General features: G+C 69.9%; 20 protein-coding genes and 1 pseudogene. 16 read left to right on the top strand and 5 right to left on the bottom strand.

Annotated features, from left to right (window positions below; translation table 11 throughout):
* The 3 genes from exbB to FHD68_RS13235 form a co-directional block, all read left to right on the top strand.
* On the top strand, positions 1–858 hold an 858-nt coding region (exbB, locus tag FHD68_RS13245; protein WP_208863774.1), incomplete at its 5' end, for a tonB-system energizer ExbB.
* A gap of 3 nt (positions 859–861) precedes the next feature.
* Positions 862–1,323 (top strand): TonB system transport protein ExbD, encoded by a 462-nt coding sequence (exbD, locus tag FHD68_RS13240; RefSeq protein ID WP_127897366.1) that lies wholly within the window; start codon positions 862–864, stop codon positions 1,321–1,323.
* Positions 1,320–2,201 (top strand): energy transducer TonB family protein, encoded by an 882-nt coding sequence (locus FHD68_RS13235; RefSeq protein WP_127897365.1) that lies wholly within the window; start codon positions 1,320–1,322, stop codon positions 2,199–2,201. Before exbD ends, FHD68_RS13235 begins: the two co-directional genes overlap by 4 nt.
* 171 nt (positions 2,202–2,372) lie before the next feature.
* Here FHD68_RS13235 and FHD68_RS13230 read toward each other — a convergent pair whose 3' ends face one another.
* From FHD68_RS13230 to FHD68_RS13215, 4 genes are read right to left on the bottom strand one after another with little or no spacing between them, the layout of a single operon-like run.
* Positions 2,373–3,131, bottom strand: coding sequence for an iron ABC transporter ATP-binding protein (locus FHD68_RS13230; RefSeq protein WP_127897364.1), 759 nt, complete (start codon positions 3,129–3,131; stop codon positions 2,373–2,375).
* Positions 3,128–4,084 (bottom strand): iron chelate uptake ABC transporter family permease subunit, encoded by a 957-nt coding sequence (locus tag FHD68_RS13225; protein WP_127897363.1) that lies wholly within the window; start codon positions 4,082–4,084, stop codon positions 3,128–3,130. The genes FHD68_RS13230 and FHD68_RS13225 overlap by 4 nt, the downstream gene beginning before the upstream one ends.
* Positions 4,077–5,045 carry an ABC transporter permease gene (locus tag FHD68_RS13220; RefSeq protein WP_127897362.1) on the bottom strand — a complete coding sequence of 323 codons (969 nt, stop codon included), beginning with the start codon at positions 5,043–5,045 and terminating at the stop codon, positions 4,077–4,079. Before FHD68_RS13220 ends, FHD68_RS13225 begins: the two co-directional genes overlap by 8 nt.
* Positions 5,045–5,944, bottom strand: coding sequence for a siderophore ABC transporter substrate-binding protein (locus FHD68_RS13215; protein WP_127897361.1), 900 nt, complete (start codon positions 5,942–5,944; stop codon positions 5,045–5,047). The genes FHD68_RS13220 and FHD68_RS13215 overlap by 1 nt, the downstream gene beginning before the upstream one ends.
* Before the next feature lie 181 nt (positions 5,945–6,125).
* On the opposite strand from FHD68_RS13215, the gene FHD68_RS19030 reads away from it, so the two are divergent.
* The 9 genes from FHD68_RS19030 to FHD68_RS13170 all read left to right on the top strand — a co-directional run bounded on the left by FHD68_RS19030 (position 6,126) and on the right by FHD68_RS13170 (position 11,581).
* Positions 6,126–6,413 carry a DUF2218 domain-containing protein gene (locus FHD68_RS19030; RefSeq protein WP_164871360.1) on the top strand — a complete coding sequence of 96 codons (288 nt, stop codon included), beginning with the start codon at positions 6,126–6,128 and terminating at the stop codon, positions 6,411–6,413.
* 109 nt (positions 6,414–6,522) lie between these two features.
* On the top strand, positions 6,523–7,137 hold the full coding sequence (locus FHD68_RS13205; protein WP_127897359.1) for a ribonuclease D: 615 nt from the start codon (positions 6,523–6,525) through the stop codon (positions 7,135–7,137).
* A gap of 39 nt (positions 7,138–7,176) precedes the next feature.
* Complete coding sequence (locus FHD68_RS13200; RefSeq protein ID WP_127897358.1) at positions 7,177–8,121, top strand: KpsF/GutQ family sugar-phosphate isomerase; 945 nt, start codon at positions 7,177–7,179, stop codon at positions 8,119–8,121.
* A gap of 2 nt (positions 8,122–8,123) precedes the next feature.
* Positions 8,124–8,732, top strand: coding sequence for a hypothetical protein (locus FHD68_RS13195; RefSeq protein ID WP_127897357.1), 609 nt, complete (start codon positions 8,124–8,126; stop codon positions 8,730–8,732).
* A 40-nt stretch (positions 8,733–8,772) separates the two neighbouring features.
* The gene (lptA, locus tag FHD68_RS13190) at positions 8,773–9,252 is read left to right on the top strand and encodes a lipopolysaccharide transport periplasmic protein LptA (RefSeq protein ID WP_127897356.1); all 480 of its coding nucleotides are present in this window, start codon (positions 8,773–8,775) and stop codon (positions 9,250–9,252) included.
* A complete protein-coding gene (gene lptB / locus FHD68_RS13185; protein ID WP_127897355.1) occupies positions 9,252–9,986 on the top strand; it encodes an LPS export ABC transporter ATP-binding protein in 735 nt (244 codons plus the stop codon). Before lptA ends, lptB begins: the two co-directional genes overlap by 1 nt.
* 179 nt (positions 9,987–10,165) lie before the next feature.
* Entirely contained in the window at positions 10,166–10,741 is a 576-nt protein-coding gene (hpf, locus tag FHD68_RS13180; protein WP_139085964.1) for a ribosome hibernation-promoting factor, HPF/YfiA family, read from the top strand.
* A 104-nt stretch (positions 10,742–10,845) separates the two neighbouring features.
* Complete coding sequence (locus FHD68_RS13175; RefSeq protein WP_046001228.1) at positions 10,846–11,310, top strand: PTS sugar transporter subunit IIA; 465 nt, start codon at positions 10,846–10,848, stop codon at positions 11,308–11,310.
* An 82-nt stretch (positions 11,311–11,392) separates the two neighbouring features.
* On the top strand, positions 11,393–11,581 hold the full coding sequence (locus tag FHD68_RS13170; protein ID WP_127897354.1) for a hypothetical protein: 189 nt from the start codon (positions 11,393–11,395) through the stop codon (positions 11,579–11,581).
* A 43-nt stretch (positions 11,582–11,624) separates the two neighbouring features.
* On the opposite strand, the gene FHD68_RS13165 is transcribed toward FHD68_RS13170, so the two are convergent.
* Entirely contained in the window at positions 11,625–12,491 is an 867-nt protein-coding gene (locus tag FHD68_RS13165; RefSeq protein ID WP_371706154.1) for a branched-chain amino acid aminotransferase, read from the bottom strand.
* 156 nt (positions 12,492–12,647) lie between these two features.
* Between FHD68_RS13165 and FHD68_RS13160 the strand changes: the two genes are divergently transcribed.
* The 4 genes and pseudogenes from FHD68_RS13160 to FHD68_RS13145 form a co-directional block, all read left to right on the top strand.
* Positions 12,648–13,166, top strand: a complete 519-nt coding sequence (locus tag FHD68_RS13160) for a MarR family winged helix-turn-helix transcriptional regulator (RefSeq protein ID WP_046001230.1) — start codon at positions 12,648–12,650, stop codon at positions 13,164–13,166.
* A gap of 7 nt (positions 13,167–13,173) precedes the next feature.
* Entirely contained in the window at positions 13,174–13,875 is a 702-nt protein-coding gene (locus FHD68_RS13155) for a response regulator (RefSeq protein ID WP_046001231.1), read from the top strand.
* A gap of 27 nt (positions 13,876–13,902) precedes the next feature.
* The gene (locus FHD68_RS13150) at positions 13,903–14,709 is read left to right on the top strand and encodes a uracil-DNA glycosylase (protein WP_127897352.1); all 807 of its coding nucleotides are present in this window, start codon (positions 13,903–13,905) and stop codon (positions 14,707–14,709) included.
* Between the two features lie 54 nt (positions 14,710–14,763).
* Positions 14,764–15,202, top strand: a pseudogene (locus FHD68_RS13145) (efflux RND transporter periplasmic adaptor subunit); the annotation flags it as partial.

Below are 15,202 nucleotides of genomic sequence, written 5' to 3'. Positions count from 1 at the left end.
GCCCCTGCGGCCGTCCCCGACGCCGCGACCCCGGATGACGCTGCGGCGGGCGTGCAAGCCCCGTCCCCGACGCAACCTGCCGCGCCGGGCCAGACCGCGACCCCTGCTGACCCTGCCGATGCGGCGCAACCGGTGCCGGTCGTGGCCGAACGCGACCCCGGCCTGCCGCATGACCTGTCGCCGATGGGCATGTTCCTGGCCGCGGACTGGGTCGTGAAGGGGGTCATGATCGGGCTGGCGGTGGCGTCGGTCATCACCTGGACGATCCTTCTGGTGAAGCTGATCGAGCTGTGGGCCGCCTCGCGCCGGGTCACGTCGGCCACGCGGCGCATCCAGGCCGCGCCGTCCCTGCCGGACGCCCTGGCCGGGATCGGGCGCCGCCGCGATCCGGTGTCGCGCATGATCCGCTCTGCCGCCGAGGAATACCGCCGGTCCGAACCGGCCCTGGCGCAGGCGGGCGATCACGGCATCAAAGAGCGCGTCGCCTCCCAGCTGGACCGGCTCGAGGTCGCCGCCGGTCGCCGCATGGCACGGGGCACGGGGGTGCTGGCCACCATCGGGTCGACCGCCCCCTTCGTGGGTCTGTTCGGCACCGTCTGGGGGATCATGAACAGCTTCATCGGCATTTCCGAATCGCAGACGACCAACCTGGCCGTCGTGGCGCCGGGCATCGCCGAGGCACTGCTTGCCACCGCCATCGGCCTGGTCGCGGCGATCCCCGCGGTGGTGATCTACAACGTCTTTGCCCGCGCCGTCACCGGCTACCGGATGCGTCTCGGCCATGCCGCGGCGGGGGTCCAGCAGATGGTCAGCCGCGATCTGGACTTTCGCGGCCGCGGCCCTGCGGCGGGGGTCTAGGCCATGGCCGGAGGCATCCGCGACACCGACGACCTGGCCGACAACCACGAGATCAACGTCACGCCCTTCATCGACGTGATGCTGGTGCTGCTGATCATCTTCATGGTGGCCGCGCCCCTGGCGACCGTCGACGTGAACGTCGATCTGCCGGTGTCGAACGCGACCCAGGCCGAACGCCCCGAGCAGCCCGTCTATGTCAGCGTCAGGCCCGATCTGAGCCTGGCCGTGGGCGATGACAACGTGGCCCCCGGCGCGCTGGCCGCGGCCCTGACCGCGGCGACAGGCGGCGACCGCGAACAGCGCATCTTCCTACGCGCAGACCGTGCGGTGGCCTATGGCGACCTGATGGGGGTGATGAACACGCTGCGCGACACCGGTTATCTGAAGATCGCCCTGGTGGGGCTGGACGCCGTGCAGGCCCCGCCCGAGGTCCCGGCCGTGCCTGCCGCGGGTGCCGCGCCATGAGCGGTCGCGCCCTGCGCATGCTGGGCGAAGGGGGGCTGTGGGCGGGTGCCTCGGTCCTGGTGCTGGCGGCGCATGTGGGGGCGGGGATCTGGATCATGGGGCGCGCGGATGCAGGCGCCCCGCCGGGCCTACCCGATGCGGTCTTCGTCGACCTTGCCCCGGCGATGCCGCCTGCTGCCGACATGCCCCAAGGCGCGGAGGCTGCCGCCGGCTCGGACGCCCGTCCCGAAGTCGAGGCCGAGGAGGAGCCTTTGCCTGAGGAGCCGCAGCCCGAACCCCAGGCCGAGCCCGAACCCGATCAGGTGGTCGAACCCATCGACCCGGCGACGCTGGACCTGCCCGATTTCCAGCAGTTCGCGCCCCCCGACATTCCGGTCCGGACGGCGCTGGCTCTGGACAGCTCGACCCGCCCGCAGCGGCGTCCCGAGCCGCAACCCGAACCCGAACCGCGCCGCGACCCGGAACCGGCGGCAGAGCGTCAGCCCGAACCGCAACGCCGGCAGGCGGCACAGGCCGCCGGGCAGCGCGGTCAGGCCGAGACCAGTCGCCCGGCGGGCAATGCCCAGGGCGGCGGGGCCTCACGGCAGGCTGCGGCCGATGCCGCATCGCTTTGGGGCGCGCAGGTCGGGGCCTGCATCCAGCGGCGCGCATCGCTGCCCCGGAACGTTCGTCAGGGGGGGCGGGTCAATCTGGCGCTGACGGTCTCGCGCAGCGGTGCCATCCAGGGTGTTGGCATCGCCGGATCGTCGGGAAGCCCGAACGTGGACCAGGCGGCGCTGACCGCCGCGCAGCGCGCAGGTCGCTGTCCCGCAGCTCCTGCAGCGCTGACCGATCCGATCTATTCGTTCACGTTGCCGATCCGTCTGGACGTCCGCTGACCGCAGGGTCGCGCAAGCCGCCCCCATCGAAGGGGCGTCTTGCGCCGGGGGCTGCGCCCCCGCGGTACGGTGCCGAAGGGGCAACTCCATGCGATGCCTTGGCGGGTGCGGGGGGTCCGGGGGGTGCAGCCCCCCGGGGCTCCGCCGGGCTGCAGGCCCGGCAGCGGCGCGTCAGACGTGGTGCAGGACCAGCGGGCGGCCCTGATGCGCGCCGACGCGGATGGGCGCGTCGTAGAGGTCCGACAACACCGCCTCGGTCAGCACCTCGGCCGGGGTGCCTTCGGCGGCCACGCGGCCGTCCTTCATGGCGATCACGTGATCGGCCCAGGCCGCGGCATAGTTGATCTCGTGCACCACCATCGCCACGCTGCGCCCGCCCTGATCGACCAGCCCTCGCAGCCGGCCCATCAGGGCGCGGGCATGGGCCATGTCCAGGTTGTTCAGCGGCTCGTCCAGAAGCAGCCAGTCGGTATCCTGCGCCCAGGCCATCGCGATATGCGCGCGCTGCGCCTGACCGCCCGACACCTCGTCCAGGAACCGGTCGGCCAGATCGGTCAGGGCAAAGGTCTTCAGCGCCAGCCAGACCAGCGCGTGATCCTGCGGACCCGGGCGGCCCTTGTGATGCGGCCAGCGGCCGAAGGCCACCAGCTCGGACAGGCGCAGGCGGCTGGCGATGGCGGTCTGCTGGCCCAGGATCGCCATGACCTGCGCCAGCCGGTCGGTCGGCGTCGTGGTCACGTCGTGGCCGGCCACGGTGACCCGGCCCCGCTGCAGCGGCTCCAGCCGGCCGATCAGGCGTAGTAGCGTCGACTTGCCCGCCCCGTTCGGGCCGATCAGCGCCGTCAGCCGACCCTTGGGCAGGGTCGTCGTGATGTCGTGCAGGATCGGCGTGCCGGCGATCGCGTGGCAGACCCCTTCGATCTGGATCATCGGATGCGCCCCTTCAGCAGCAGATAGAGGAAGAACAGCCCGCCCGCGAATTCCACGACGACCGACAGGGTAGCGGCCTGGCCCAGCTGGCGTTCGAACAGCCACTGTCCCCCCACCAGCAGGATCGCCGCCGACAGCGCCGACGCGGGCAGCAGGACGGCGTGGCGCGCGGTCCGCATCAGTCCATGCGCCAGCCCCGCCACGATCAGCCCGAAGAAGGCCACCGGCCCGACCAGCGCGGTCGAGACCGAGACCAGCACCGCCACCAGCCCCAGCACGCCCAGCACCATGCCGCGGTGGGCCAGCCCCAGTGACACCGCCGGATCGCGTCCAAGCGCCAGCACGTCCAGCTGCGCCGACAGCCGCCACGCGACCAGCACCGCCACCGCGGTGATCGCCGCCGCCCAAGGCAGCAGCGTGGCATCGACCCGGTTGAAGCTGGCAAAGCTGACCGACTGCACCACGGCGAATGCGTTGGGGTCCAGAATGCGGCCCAGAAATCCCGACAGCGACCGGAACAGCACGCCCAAGATCACCCCGGTCAGGATCATTCGTGGCAGGTCCCGCGCGCCGCGCAGCAGCAGTGTGCCGAACAGCAGGGCTGCCAGGGCGGTCATCACCGCGATCTCGGCCAGGAATTTCGGGCCTGCGGGAAGGCCGGTCAGGCCCGCGCCGCCCAAGGCCACGACCAGCGCCGTCTGCAGCAGCACGTAAAGCGCGTCGAACCCCATGATCGACGGTGTCAGCACCCGGTTCGCGGCGACCGTCTGGAACAGGATCGTGGCGACGCCGATAGCGGTGGCCACGGTGACCAGCGCCGCCAGCTTGGTTGCGCGCAGGCCCAGGATGAAGCCGCGATTGCCGCCGCCCAGCCCCTGCAGCATCCAGACCGCCGACAGTGCCGCCAGCAGCAGCGCCATCCCGCCCAGCATGATCCGCGCGCGCCTATCCATGGGCGGGCTTCGACCGAGCGGGCCGCCGATGCAGCAGCCACAGGAACAACAGCGCGCCCAGAACGCCCAGGATGGTGCCCGCGGGGACTTCATAGGGGTGGATGACCAGCCGCCCGGCCAGATCGCAGCCCAGGACCAGCACCGCCCCGGCCAGTGCCACCACCGGCAGGGAGGCGCGCAGGTTGTCGCCCATGATCCGCGCCACCAGGTTCGGCACGACCAGCCCCACGAAGGGGATCATCCCCACCGTGGTCACCACCATCGCCGTCACCACCGACACCACCGCCAGGCCCAACCGCATCACCGCCGTCGACGACAGGCCCAGCCCCGTCGCCACCTGATCGCCCAGGCCCAGGATCGCGAAGCGGTCGGCCGAGAACCAGACCAGCCCCGCCGCCGCCCCCGCGATCCACAGCAGTTCATAGCGCCCCGAGATCACGCCCGAGAATTCGCCGCTGAACAGCCAGGTGCCGACATATTGCATCAGGTCGCTCTGCCAGCCCACGAAGGTCACGACCGAGCCCAGCACACCAGACAGGACCAGCCCCGCGATGGGGACCAGCATCACCTCGCGCACGGGCAGGCGGCGGATCACGGCCAGAAACAGCGCGGTGGTGACCATGGCCGACAGGCTGGCCGCGACCATGCGCAGCCACAGGGGGCTGGTCGGCCACAGGATGGTGATGGCCAGAAGGCCAAGCGCCGCGCCCTCGGCCGTGCCCGACGTGTCGGGGCCGACGAAGCGGTTCCTGACCAGCGCCTGGATCAGCACCCCCGCCACCGACAGCGCGGCCCCGGTCAGCACCACCGACAGCGTGCGCGGCAGGCGCGATTCCAGCAGGACCAGCATGGCCTGCGGATCGCGAAAGGCGTCCGTCACGCGGATGTCGGCGGCGCCGACCGTCAGGCTGGCCAGCATCAGCGCGACCAGCGCCGATGCCAGGGCGGGCAAGGGGCGCATCAGTCCGCGAAGGCCTGCGTCAGCTGGTCCAGCACCGCCATGGTCGAGGCGTAGCCCCCGGCCGAGATATAGGCCGCCGCCGGGTCCAGCCGGATCACCTGATCCTGCTGCCAGGCGGTCGTGCCCGCCACCAGGTCCGAGCGCAGCGTCTCCATCGCGCCCTGGCCGTCCTCGCCGATGGCGGCGCCGCGATCGACGACCAGCAGCCAGTCGGGATCGGCCTGGGCGACGAATTCATGGCTGATCGCCTGGCCGTGGGTGGCGTCGTCCAGGCCCGGCACGGCCTCCTCCAGCCCGGTCGCGTCGAAGATCCAGCCGAAGCGCGACCCGGCGCCATAGGCGGACATCTTGGAGCCGTTGGTCATCACGATCAGCGCGGTGCCCTGGCCATCGGCGGCGGCACGCAGGTCGGCCAGCCTGGCGTCCAGGGTGGCGGTCATTTCCTCGGCCTGGGCGGTCTTGGCGAACAGCGCGCCATAGGCGTCGATCCGGGCGCGGGCATCGGCCAGAAGATCCGGGCCGAAGGTCATGTCGATGGCCGGCGCCACCTGCGACACCGCCGCCAGCTGGGTCGAGGAGCGGCCGCCGACGATCACCAGGTCGGGCGCCAGCCCCGCCAGCGCCTCCAGATCGGGTTCGAACAGGGTGCCGACGGGGGTGGCGCCCGCCGCCGCATCGCGCAGGGCGGGGACCAGGATGTTGTCGATGCTGCCCGCGGGCGTCACGCCCAGGGCGGTGATCGTGTCCAGCGCGGCCATATCATAGACCGCGACGTTGTCGGGATTGTCCTGCAGGGTCACGGGACCCTGGGCGGTATCGACGGTGACCTGGGCCAGGGCCGCGACCGGCGCGGTCATCAGGGCGGTGGCCAACAGGGCGGGCGATGCGATGCGGCGCATGGCGTTCCTTTCGATCAAGGTTGCGCGTGGTGGCTGGATCCTGGCTGCACGCAGGGCGGGCTTAGCGCCGTCGCGCGCGCCGCGCAAGAATGTCAGGGTCTTTTTGTCGGAATATCGCGGCGAATTGTTGACTCAATCACTTTGGCATCCTAGCTGCGGGGCATTCGCGAAAGGACATCCCATGCGCATGACTGCCGATTTTCCCACCGCCCGCGCCGCCGCGCTGACCGGCACGATGGCCAAGCATTTCGGTCACAAGATCCCGGTGACCCATGACGACCGCCTGGCGGTGCTGACCTTCGAGATGGGCGTGGCCCGGATCGAGACGCAGGACGCGTCCCTGCGCCTGACGCTGGAAGCCGCGGATACTGAATCGCTGGAGGGTCTGCGCGCGGTGATCGAAAGCCACCTGATGCGGTTTGCGCATCGCGAGGAGCCCGGGCCCCCGGCCTGGACGCCCCCTGCCTGACCGGTCACGCGATTTTCGCTGGATTGGCGGGCCGGTTTCTGGTCGAAGGGGCGCCAAGCCGCGGGTCCGGGGACGGGCCGGGCGGCGCGCAATTCAGGCAGGACCGGCGATGAGCATCCATCTGTACCCGAACGACCTTCCCGACGATCTGGTGCTGGGCCCGGTCGTGGCCATCGACACCGAGACGATGGGCCTTGACCCGCGCCGCGACCGGCTGTGCCTGGTGCAGCTGTCGTCCGGCGACGGCGAGGCGCATCTGGTCCAGATCGACCGGGGCCAGACCGAGGCTCCGAACCTGACCAAGCTGCTGACCGACCCCAAGGTGGTCAAGCTGTTCCATTTCGGCCGTTTCGACATCGCCGCGCTGGAGAACGCGTTTGGGGTGGTCACCTCGCCCGTCTGGTGCACCAAGATCGCCTCGCGGCTGGTGCGGACGTTTACAGACCGGCACGGGCTGAAATACCTGCTGCAGGAGCTGGTGGGCGTCGATGTCAGCAAGCAGCAGCAGACCAGCGACTGGGGCGCGGCCGACCTGTCGGACGCGCAGCTGGAATATGCCGCGTCGGACGTATTGCACCTGCACAAGCTTAAGGATGCCCTAGAGGAGCGGCTGAAGCGCGAGAACAGGCTGGGTCTGGCGCAGGCCTGCTTTGACTTTCTGCCCGCGCGTGCCCATCTGGACCTGCTGGGCTGGGGCGAAGAGGGCGACATCTTTCGCCACTGAGCGGGCAACGGGTATTTGGACAAAGAAGAAGGGCAGGGCGTGGCGGATTACATCGAGACGGCGCGACGGGTGATCGGGGTCGAGATCGCAGGGCTGGAGGCCCTGTCGGCGGGTCTGGGCCACGAGTTCTCGCGCGCGGTCGAGATGATCCTGGCGGTGCGCGGCCGGGTGGTCGTGTCGGGCATGGGCAAGTCGGGCCATGTGGGCCGCAAGATCGCGGCGACCTTCGCCTCCACCGGGACGCCCGCGCAGTTCGTGCACCCGGCCGAGGCCAGCCACGGCGATCTGGGCATGGTCACCGAATCCGACCTGGCGCTGGTCCTGTCCAACAGCGGCGAGACGCCCGAGCTGGCCGACCTGATCGCGCATACGCGGCGGTTCTCGATCCCGCTGATCGGGGTTGCGGCGCGGCCGCAATCGACGCTGATGCGGCAGGCGGACCTGGGGCTGGTGCTGCCCGCCGCACAGGAGGCCTGCGGCAACGGGATCGTGCCCACGACGTCGACCACGATGACGCTGGCCTTGGGGGATGCGCTGGCCATCGCGCTGATGGAGCATCGCAGGTTCACGCCGGAACATTTCCGCACCTTCCATCCCGGCGGCAAGCTGGGCGCGCTGCTGGCGAAGGTGGGCGATCTGATGCACACCGACCTGCCGCTGGTCGGGCTGGATGCCCCCATGTCCGAGGCGCTGCTGGTGATCAGCCAGAAGGGCTATGGCGTGACCGGGGTCGTGGACGGGGACGGTCTGCTGGCGGGGATCATCACCGACGGCGACCTGCGCCGCCACATGCAGGGCCTGCTGGACCTGGACGCGCGCTCCGTGATGACGCCCGCCCCGCGCACCATCGCGCCCGGCGCCCTGGCCGAGGCCGCCCTGGCGCAGATGCAGGAGCGCAAGATCACCTGCCTGTTCGCGGTCGAGGACGGGCGCCCCCGCGGCATCCTGCACATCCACGACTGCCTGCGTGCGGGGCTGGTCTGACCATGTCGCGGACCCGCATCGTCCGCTGGCTGCGCGTGCTGCTGCCGCTGGTGGCGCTGGCGATGCTGTCGACGATGTTCCTGTTCAGCCGCGGCTCTGACGTGGAATCGCGCATTCCCTATGCCGAGGTCGATGCCCAGGCCGCGGCGCGTGACAACCGCATCGTCGCGCCCGAATACAGTGGGGTGACCGGCGACGGGGCGCAGCTGACCCTGCGCGCGGCGCAGGTCACGCCGGGCGGGTCCGGCGGGGCCGCGGGGGACGTGGCGCTGGATTGGCTGCGCCCCGACGGGCTGCGTGCCGAGCTGACCGCGCCGCAGGGCGGGTTGCTGGACGGGCTGGTGCGGCTGGAGGGCGGCGTGCGCATGACCACCAGCAGCGGCTGGCAGCTGGACACGCCGCAGATCGACGCGCGGACCGATACGTCGGTCCTCCAGGCCGACCGCGGGGTCGAGGCGCAGGCGCCCTTTGGCCGCATCACCGCGGGCCGCATGCGGCTGGCCCCTGCTGCGACCGATGCCGATGCCGGGGCCGCTGCGGGCGATTCGGCGGGCGGCGGGGCCGCAGTCTTGAATTTCTCGGACGGCGTGCGTCTGATATACCAACCCTGACACCGGGCCGCTTTCCGCCCGAAGCCCTATCGAGGACCCGATGACCCTTCGCCCCCTGCTGATCGCGCTGGCGCTGGCCGCGCCGCAGCCCGCCCTGGCGCAGACCACCTTCGGGGGGATGCAGGCCGACACCTCGGCCCCGGTCGAGGTGTCGGCCGACAATCTGGACGTCAACCAGGCCGACGGCACCGCGCTGTTCACCGGCAACGTGGTCATCGGTCAGGGAGAGATGCGCCTGTCGGCGGACCGCGTCGCCGTGCAATACGCATCCGGCGACCAGCAGCGCATCGACAGCCTGACCGCGACCGGCAACGTGACCCTGGTGTCTGGGGAGGACGCGGCCGAGGCCGCCGAGGCGGTCTATGACGTCGCCGCGGGGTCGGTCCTGCTGACCGGGGACGTGCTGCTGACCCAGGGGGGCAACGTGCTGGCCGGAGAGCGCATGACGGTCGACCTGGCGACGGGCGCGGCGCAGGTCCAGGGGCGCGTGCGGTCCGTCCTGCAGCCGGGGTCCAACTGATGACCGACCGTTCCGGGCTGGACGTGCGTGGCCTGCGCAAGTCCTATCGCAACCGCCCCGTGATCCGCGACGTGTCCGTCAGCCTGCAGCGCGGAGAGGTCGTGGCCCTGCTGGGCCCGAACGGGTCGGGCAAGACGACGTGCTTCTACTGCATCGCGGGGCTGGTCACGGCCGATGCCGGGCAGGTGCTGATCGACGGGCGCGATGTTACGCGCCTGCCGATGTTCCGCCGCGCGCGCATGGGCATCGGCTATCTGCCGCAGGAGATGTCGATCTTTCGCGGCCTGACGGTCGAGCAGAACATCATGGCGGTGCTGGAGGTGGCAGTCGACGACCCCCGCCACAGGCGCGACCGGCTGGAGGAGCTGCTGGCCGATTTCTCGATCACGCATCTGCGCGGGGCGCCGGCGCTGGCCCTGTCGGGCGGCGAACGCAGGCGGGCCGAGATCGCCCGCTGCTTGGCGTCCGATCCGGGCTTCCTGCTGCTGGACGAACCCTTTGCGGGCGTCGACCCCATCGCCGTGGGCGAGATCCGCACCCTGGTCCATGCGCTGAAGTCGCGCGGGATCGGCGTCCTGATCACCGATCACAACGTGCGCGAGACCCTGGGCATCGTCGACCGGGCCTATATCCTGCATGACGGGCATGTGCTGATGTCGGGCACGACCGACCAGATCGTGGCCGATCCGCGCGTGCGCGAGGTCTATCTGGGCGACAGCTTCTCGCTGTCCTGAGCGCGCGGAAATCCGATTCAGGGTCACGCCCCCGTGTGGGCCGTTGACAGTCGGCGCGCGCTGTCACCAAATTGAGATATGCGGGTGCGGAGATGCCGCCCCGTTCAACCCGTTCGCGCCCTTGCCGGCACCAGTGGCGGGCAGGCGCCGCGACGACGGGCAACCGGAGAGGAGTGACGATGCGCTATACCATCAGCGGAAAACACATCGATGTGGGTGATGCCCTCAGCACGCATGTAAAGACCGAACTGGGCGCTACGATCGAGAAGTACTCTCAGCGTCCGACCGATGTGGCGGTGACCTTTTCCAAGGACGCGCATCAGTTCATGTGCGATTCGGTCGTGCACCTGTCCACTGGCCTGAACGTGGCCGCGCGCGGGACGGATACCGACATCTATGCCGCCTTCGAGGCCTGCCGCGAGAAGATGGACAAGCAGCTGCGCCGCTACAAGCGCCGCCTGAAGGACCACCACAAGGAACGGCCCGAACCGGTTGTCTTCGGCGAGGCAGGCAGCTATGTGCTGGCCGCCGACGAGGATGCGTGGGAATCGCAGGATGACAGCCTGCAGCCGATCATCATCGCCGAAATGCAAAGCCGCGTGCCCACCCTGTCGGTCGGCGATGCGGTGATGCAGATGGAACTGTCGGGCACCCCTCTGCTGGTGTTCCGCAACGAGAAACACGGCGGCGTCAATGTCGTCCACCGCCGCGACGACGGCAACGTCGGTTGGATCGATCCGCGCGGAAACGGCTGACCGCACGTCCGCGTCCAAACGACGCGGGACGACGGCCGCACTGGATGCCGCCCCCCTGACAGCTATGTCCGGGGGGCGGACAGCTTGGGAAAGACAAAGGCGCCATGCAACTTGCTGAAATCCTCCGGCCCGGGGCGGTCCGTTCCTTGGGACAGGTCACCTCGAAGAAGCGGCTGTTCCAAGAGCTGGCCGATCTGGCCCATGCGGAATACGGGCTGAATGCCTCCGAGGTGCTGGACGCGCTGCAGGAACGCGAAAGCCTGGGGCCGACCGGGGTGGGGCAGGGCGTGGCGCTGCCGCATGCGCGGCTGCACGGGCTGGACAAGGTCGCGGGGCTGTTCCTGCGGCTGGACAAGCCGCTGGATTTCGACGCGGTGGACCGCCAGCCGGTCGACCTGATCTTTGCGCTGCTGGCCCCCGAAAGCAGCGGCGTTGACCACCTCAAGGCGCTGGCGCTGGTGTCGCGCACGCTGCGCGATCAGGACCTGCGCGCCAAGCTGCGCGCCAATGACGACCCCGTCGCGCTGCACGCGGTCCTGTCGGCGGCACAGGGGATCAAGGCCGCCTGAGCCTGCCTTTCGAACAACACTGTTCAAATCGGACCGGATCGGCCCTATAGTCCAGGGGGTGACACCCACGGGAGGGCTGACCATGACCAGACATCATGCCGACAAGCCGCGGATGCAGGGGGCGGCGCGCCTGCGCGAATTCCTGCGCCTGGACCGCGAGGGCGGGATGCACGGCGCCATCCGCGCCCTGCACGCGCGCCCCCACGCCCGGGCCGAGGACAGCCGCAAGGCCGCCGAATACGCCCGCATCGCGCGGGGTCACCTGAAGTGACCCCGAGGAGGACCGCCCGCTGGGGCGGTCCCGCATTCAGGCCTCAGGCGCGGACCAGCGCCTCATAGCTTTCGGCCACGTCGCGGGTGATCTGGCCCACCTGGAAATGCCAGTCGCCGATCTGGCCCACGGGCGTAACTTCGGCCGCGGTGCCGGTCAGCCAGCATTCCTGGAACCCCTCCAGCTCGTCGGGCGTGATGCGGCGTTCGTGGACCGTATAGCCCTTGTCCTTCAGCATCTGCACGATGGTCTGACGGGTGATGCCGTTCAGGAAGCGATCGGCCAGCGGCGTGTGGACCTCTCCGTCCTTGACGAAGAAGATGTTGGCGCCGGTCGCCTCGGCCACGTAACCCTCCCAGTCCATGAACAGTGCGTCCGAACAGCCCTTGGCCTCGGCCGCGTGCTTGGACATGGTGCAGATCATGTAGAGGCCCGCGGCCTTGGCGGCGGTGGGGATGGTCTCGGGGCTGGGGCGTTTCCATTTGGCCACGTCCAGTTTCGCCCCCTGCCACTTCGCGTCGCCGTAATAGCTGCCCCATTCCCAGGCCGCGACGGCCATGCGGACCGGGTTGCGCGCCGCAGATACGCCCATGTCCGGCCCCGACCCGCGCCATGCGACGACGCGGACATAGGCGTTCTCGAAGCCGTTGGCTTTCAGCACGGCCTCCTTGGCGGCGTCGATCTCCTCGGCAGAATAGGGGATCGGCATGTCCAGCAGGCGGCCCGATTCGATCAGGCGCAGCGAATGTTCGTGACCCTTGAAGATCTTGCCGTCATAGCACCGCTCACCCTCGAAGACCGAGCTGGCATAGTGCATCGCATGGGTCAGGATGTGTACCTTGGCGTCGCGCCAGTCCACCAGGTCCCCGTCCATCCAGATCTTGCCGTCGCGATCGTCGTAAGCCAGCATCATATGTCTCCATCCGCCGCCCGGTTTTTCGATTCTTGCGCCTGTCAGGGCGGATTTGGCATGTTTGTTACGCAAGATGCTTGACGGCTAGCAATCACGGATTAGAAAGTCAACAACGCTGCCATATCCGGGGCAGGTGACGAACAGAGGGTGCAGATGCAGGAAAAAGCGCGGATCCAGGCGATGATGGGCGAGGACCTGCTGTTCCTGACCGACGACCAGCTGCGCCGCGGGATCGAGGCGATGTTCTTTGCCTATCGCGCCTTCACCGCCGATCCGGACCTGATCCTGGCCGAGCTGGATTACGGCCGCGCCCATCACCGCGCGCTGCATTTCGTCAACCGCGATCCGGGGCTGACGGTCACCTCGCTGCTGGCGGTGCTGGGCGTGACCAAGCAGTCGCTGAACCGCGTGCTGCGCACCCTGATCGAGGACGGGCTGGTCGACAGCCGCATCGGCCGCCGCGACCGGCGCGAACGCCAGCTGCACCTGACGGCCAAGGGCACCGCCCTGGAACGCCGCCTGTCCGAGGCGCAGCGGGCACGGATGCGCGCCGCCTATCGCAATGCCGGGCCCCAGGCCGTGTCGGGGTTCCGCCAGGTTCTGGAAGCGATGATGGACCCCGAGACCCGGGCGCAGTATCAGGCGCTGAAGGATCTTCCCGAAGACCGCTGAGGCCGCCATGACGCATACCGACTGCCACCTGCTGATCGTCGACGACGACGAACGCATCCGCGCGCTGCTGGGGCGGTTCCTGCGCAAGAACGGATACATGGTCACCATGGCCCGTGACGCGGTCCAGGCGCGCCGCCTGCTGGCGGGGCTGGAGTTCGATCTGATCGTCATGGACGTGATGATGCCCGGAGAGGACGGCCTGGCCCTGACGCGGGCGCTGCGCGAGCGGATCGACACGCCGATCCTGCTGCTGACCGCCAAGGGCGAGACCGAGGACCGGATCAGCGGGCTGGAAAGCGGCGCCGACGACTACCTGCCCAAGCCCTTCGAGCCGCGCGAACTGCTGCTGCGCATCGGTGCGATCCTGCGCCGGGTGCCGGTGGTCGAGGTGGCGCAGCCGAAATACCTGACGCTTGGCGCGCTGCGCTATGACACGGACAAGGGCGAGTTGTGGAACGGCGACGCGCCGCTGCGCCTGACGGGCACGGAAACCGCGCTGCTGCGCCGTCTTGCGGCCAGCCGGGGCCAGCCGGTCAGCCGCGCCGACCTGATCGACGACCTGGGCCGGGGCGGCGGCGAGGACGAGAACGGAGAGCGCGCCATCGACGTCCAGATCACCCGCCTGCGCCGCAAGATCGAGCCCGACCCGCGCGAGCCGCGGTTCCTGCAGACGGTGCGGGGCACCGGTTACATGCTGGTGGTGGACTAGGGCGGTCCGCGGCCCTAGCGTGCGGCGATGAACGATCAGGCCACATATCGGGGAATCACGCTGGACGGGGACAGCGCGCTGGCGCTGCTGGACTGGCAGCTGGAGATGGGCTGCGACGTGCCCATGCTGGATGCGCCGGTGGACCGGTTCGACCTGCCGACCCGCGTGGCGCCCGCGGCTCCTGTGCCCCAGGCCCCGCCGCCGCCCGCCGACCACGATCTGGCCAGCCGCGTGGTGTTGGCGCAGGCACTGGCCGACGGGGCCGGCACCCTGGCCGCGCTGGCCGAGGCCCAGCAGGGGTTTGACGGGATCGAGCTGAAGAAGGGCGCCCGCAATTTCTGCTTTGCCGATGGCAACCCCAAGGCCCGCGTCCTGATCCTTGGAGAGGCGCCGGGCGACGAGGAGGACCGGCAGGGCCGCCCCTTCGTGGGGCGCGCGGGACAGATGCTGGACCGCATGTTCGCGGCCATCGAGCTGTCGCGCGACGGGGTCGATGCGGAACGCGCCTTCTATGTCACGAACGTCCTGACATGGCGCCCGCCCGGCAACCGCGACCCCGAGCCCGATGAAATTGCCGTGAGCCTGCCGTTCCTGCGCCGCCATGTCGACCTGGTGGCGCCGGACTTGATCGTGCTGATGGGCAACATTGCCTGTCAGGCGGCGATCGAGAAACGCGGCATCCTGCGCCTGCGCGGCCAGTGGGTGCAGGCGTTCGGGCGGCCCGCGCTGCCCATGACGCACCCGTCCTATCTGCTGCGCAACCCCGCCGCCAAGCGCGAGGCCTGGGCGGACCTTCTGTCGCTGCAGGCGCGGCTGGAATCGCTTTTCGTTTAGGTTTCGTTTGCCCATCATGCGCTATCCCGGCCATCCCATAGATGGACCATCCGCATGCGTTTCCTGTCCCGCAGCCTTCTGGGGCTGTTCCTGACCTTCCTGACGCTGGCCCTGCTGATGCTGGCCGCGGGAATCCTGTGGCGTGCGGTGACGCCGGACGGGGACGGACCCGCGGTGCGCGCCCCTGCCGAACAGGTCTATGCCGCGCGGCTGGTCACGGTTGCGCCGGGGGTGGTCCAGCCGCAGATGCAGGTGTTCGGCCAGGTCCTGTCGCGACGCAATCTGCAACTGCGCGCGGGTGCCGGGGGCCGCATCGTCCAGCTGGACCCCGCCTTGCAGGAGGGCGGCACGGTCGTCGCGGGCCAGCTGCTGGCGCGCATCGACCCGTCCGCCGCACAGGCGGCGCTGGACAGCAGCCAGGCCGAACGCGCCGACGCCCAGGGCGTGCTGGAAGATGCGCGCCGCCGCGTCGACATCGCGGCCCAGGACGTGG

This window comes from Paracoccus marcusii, assembly GCF_006151785.1.
Classification (GTDB): Bacteria; Pseudomonadota; Alphaproteobacteria; order Rhodobacterales; family Rhodobacteraceae; genus Paracoccus; species Paracoccus marcusii.
This window is presented reverse-complemented; position numbering and strand designations above follow the sequence as displayed.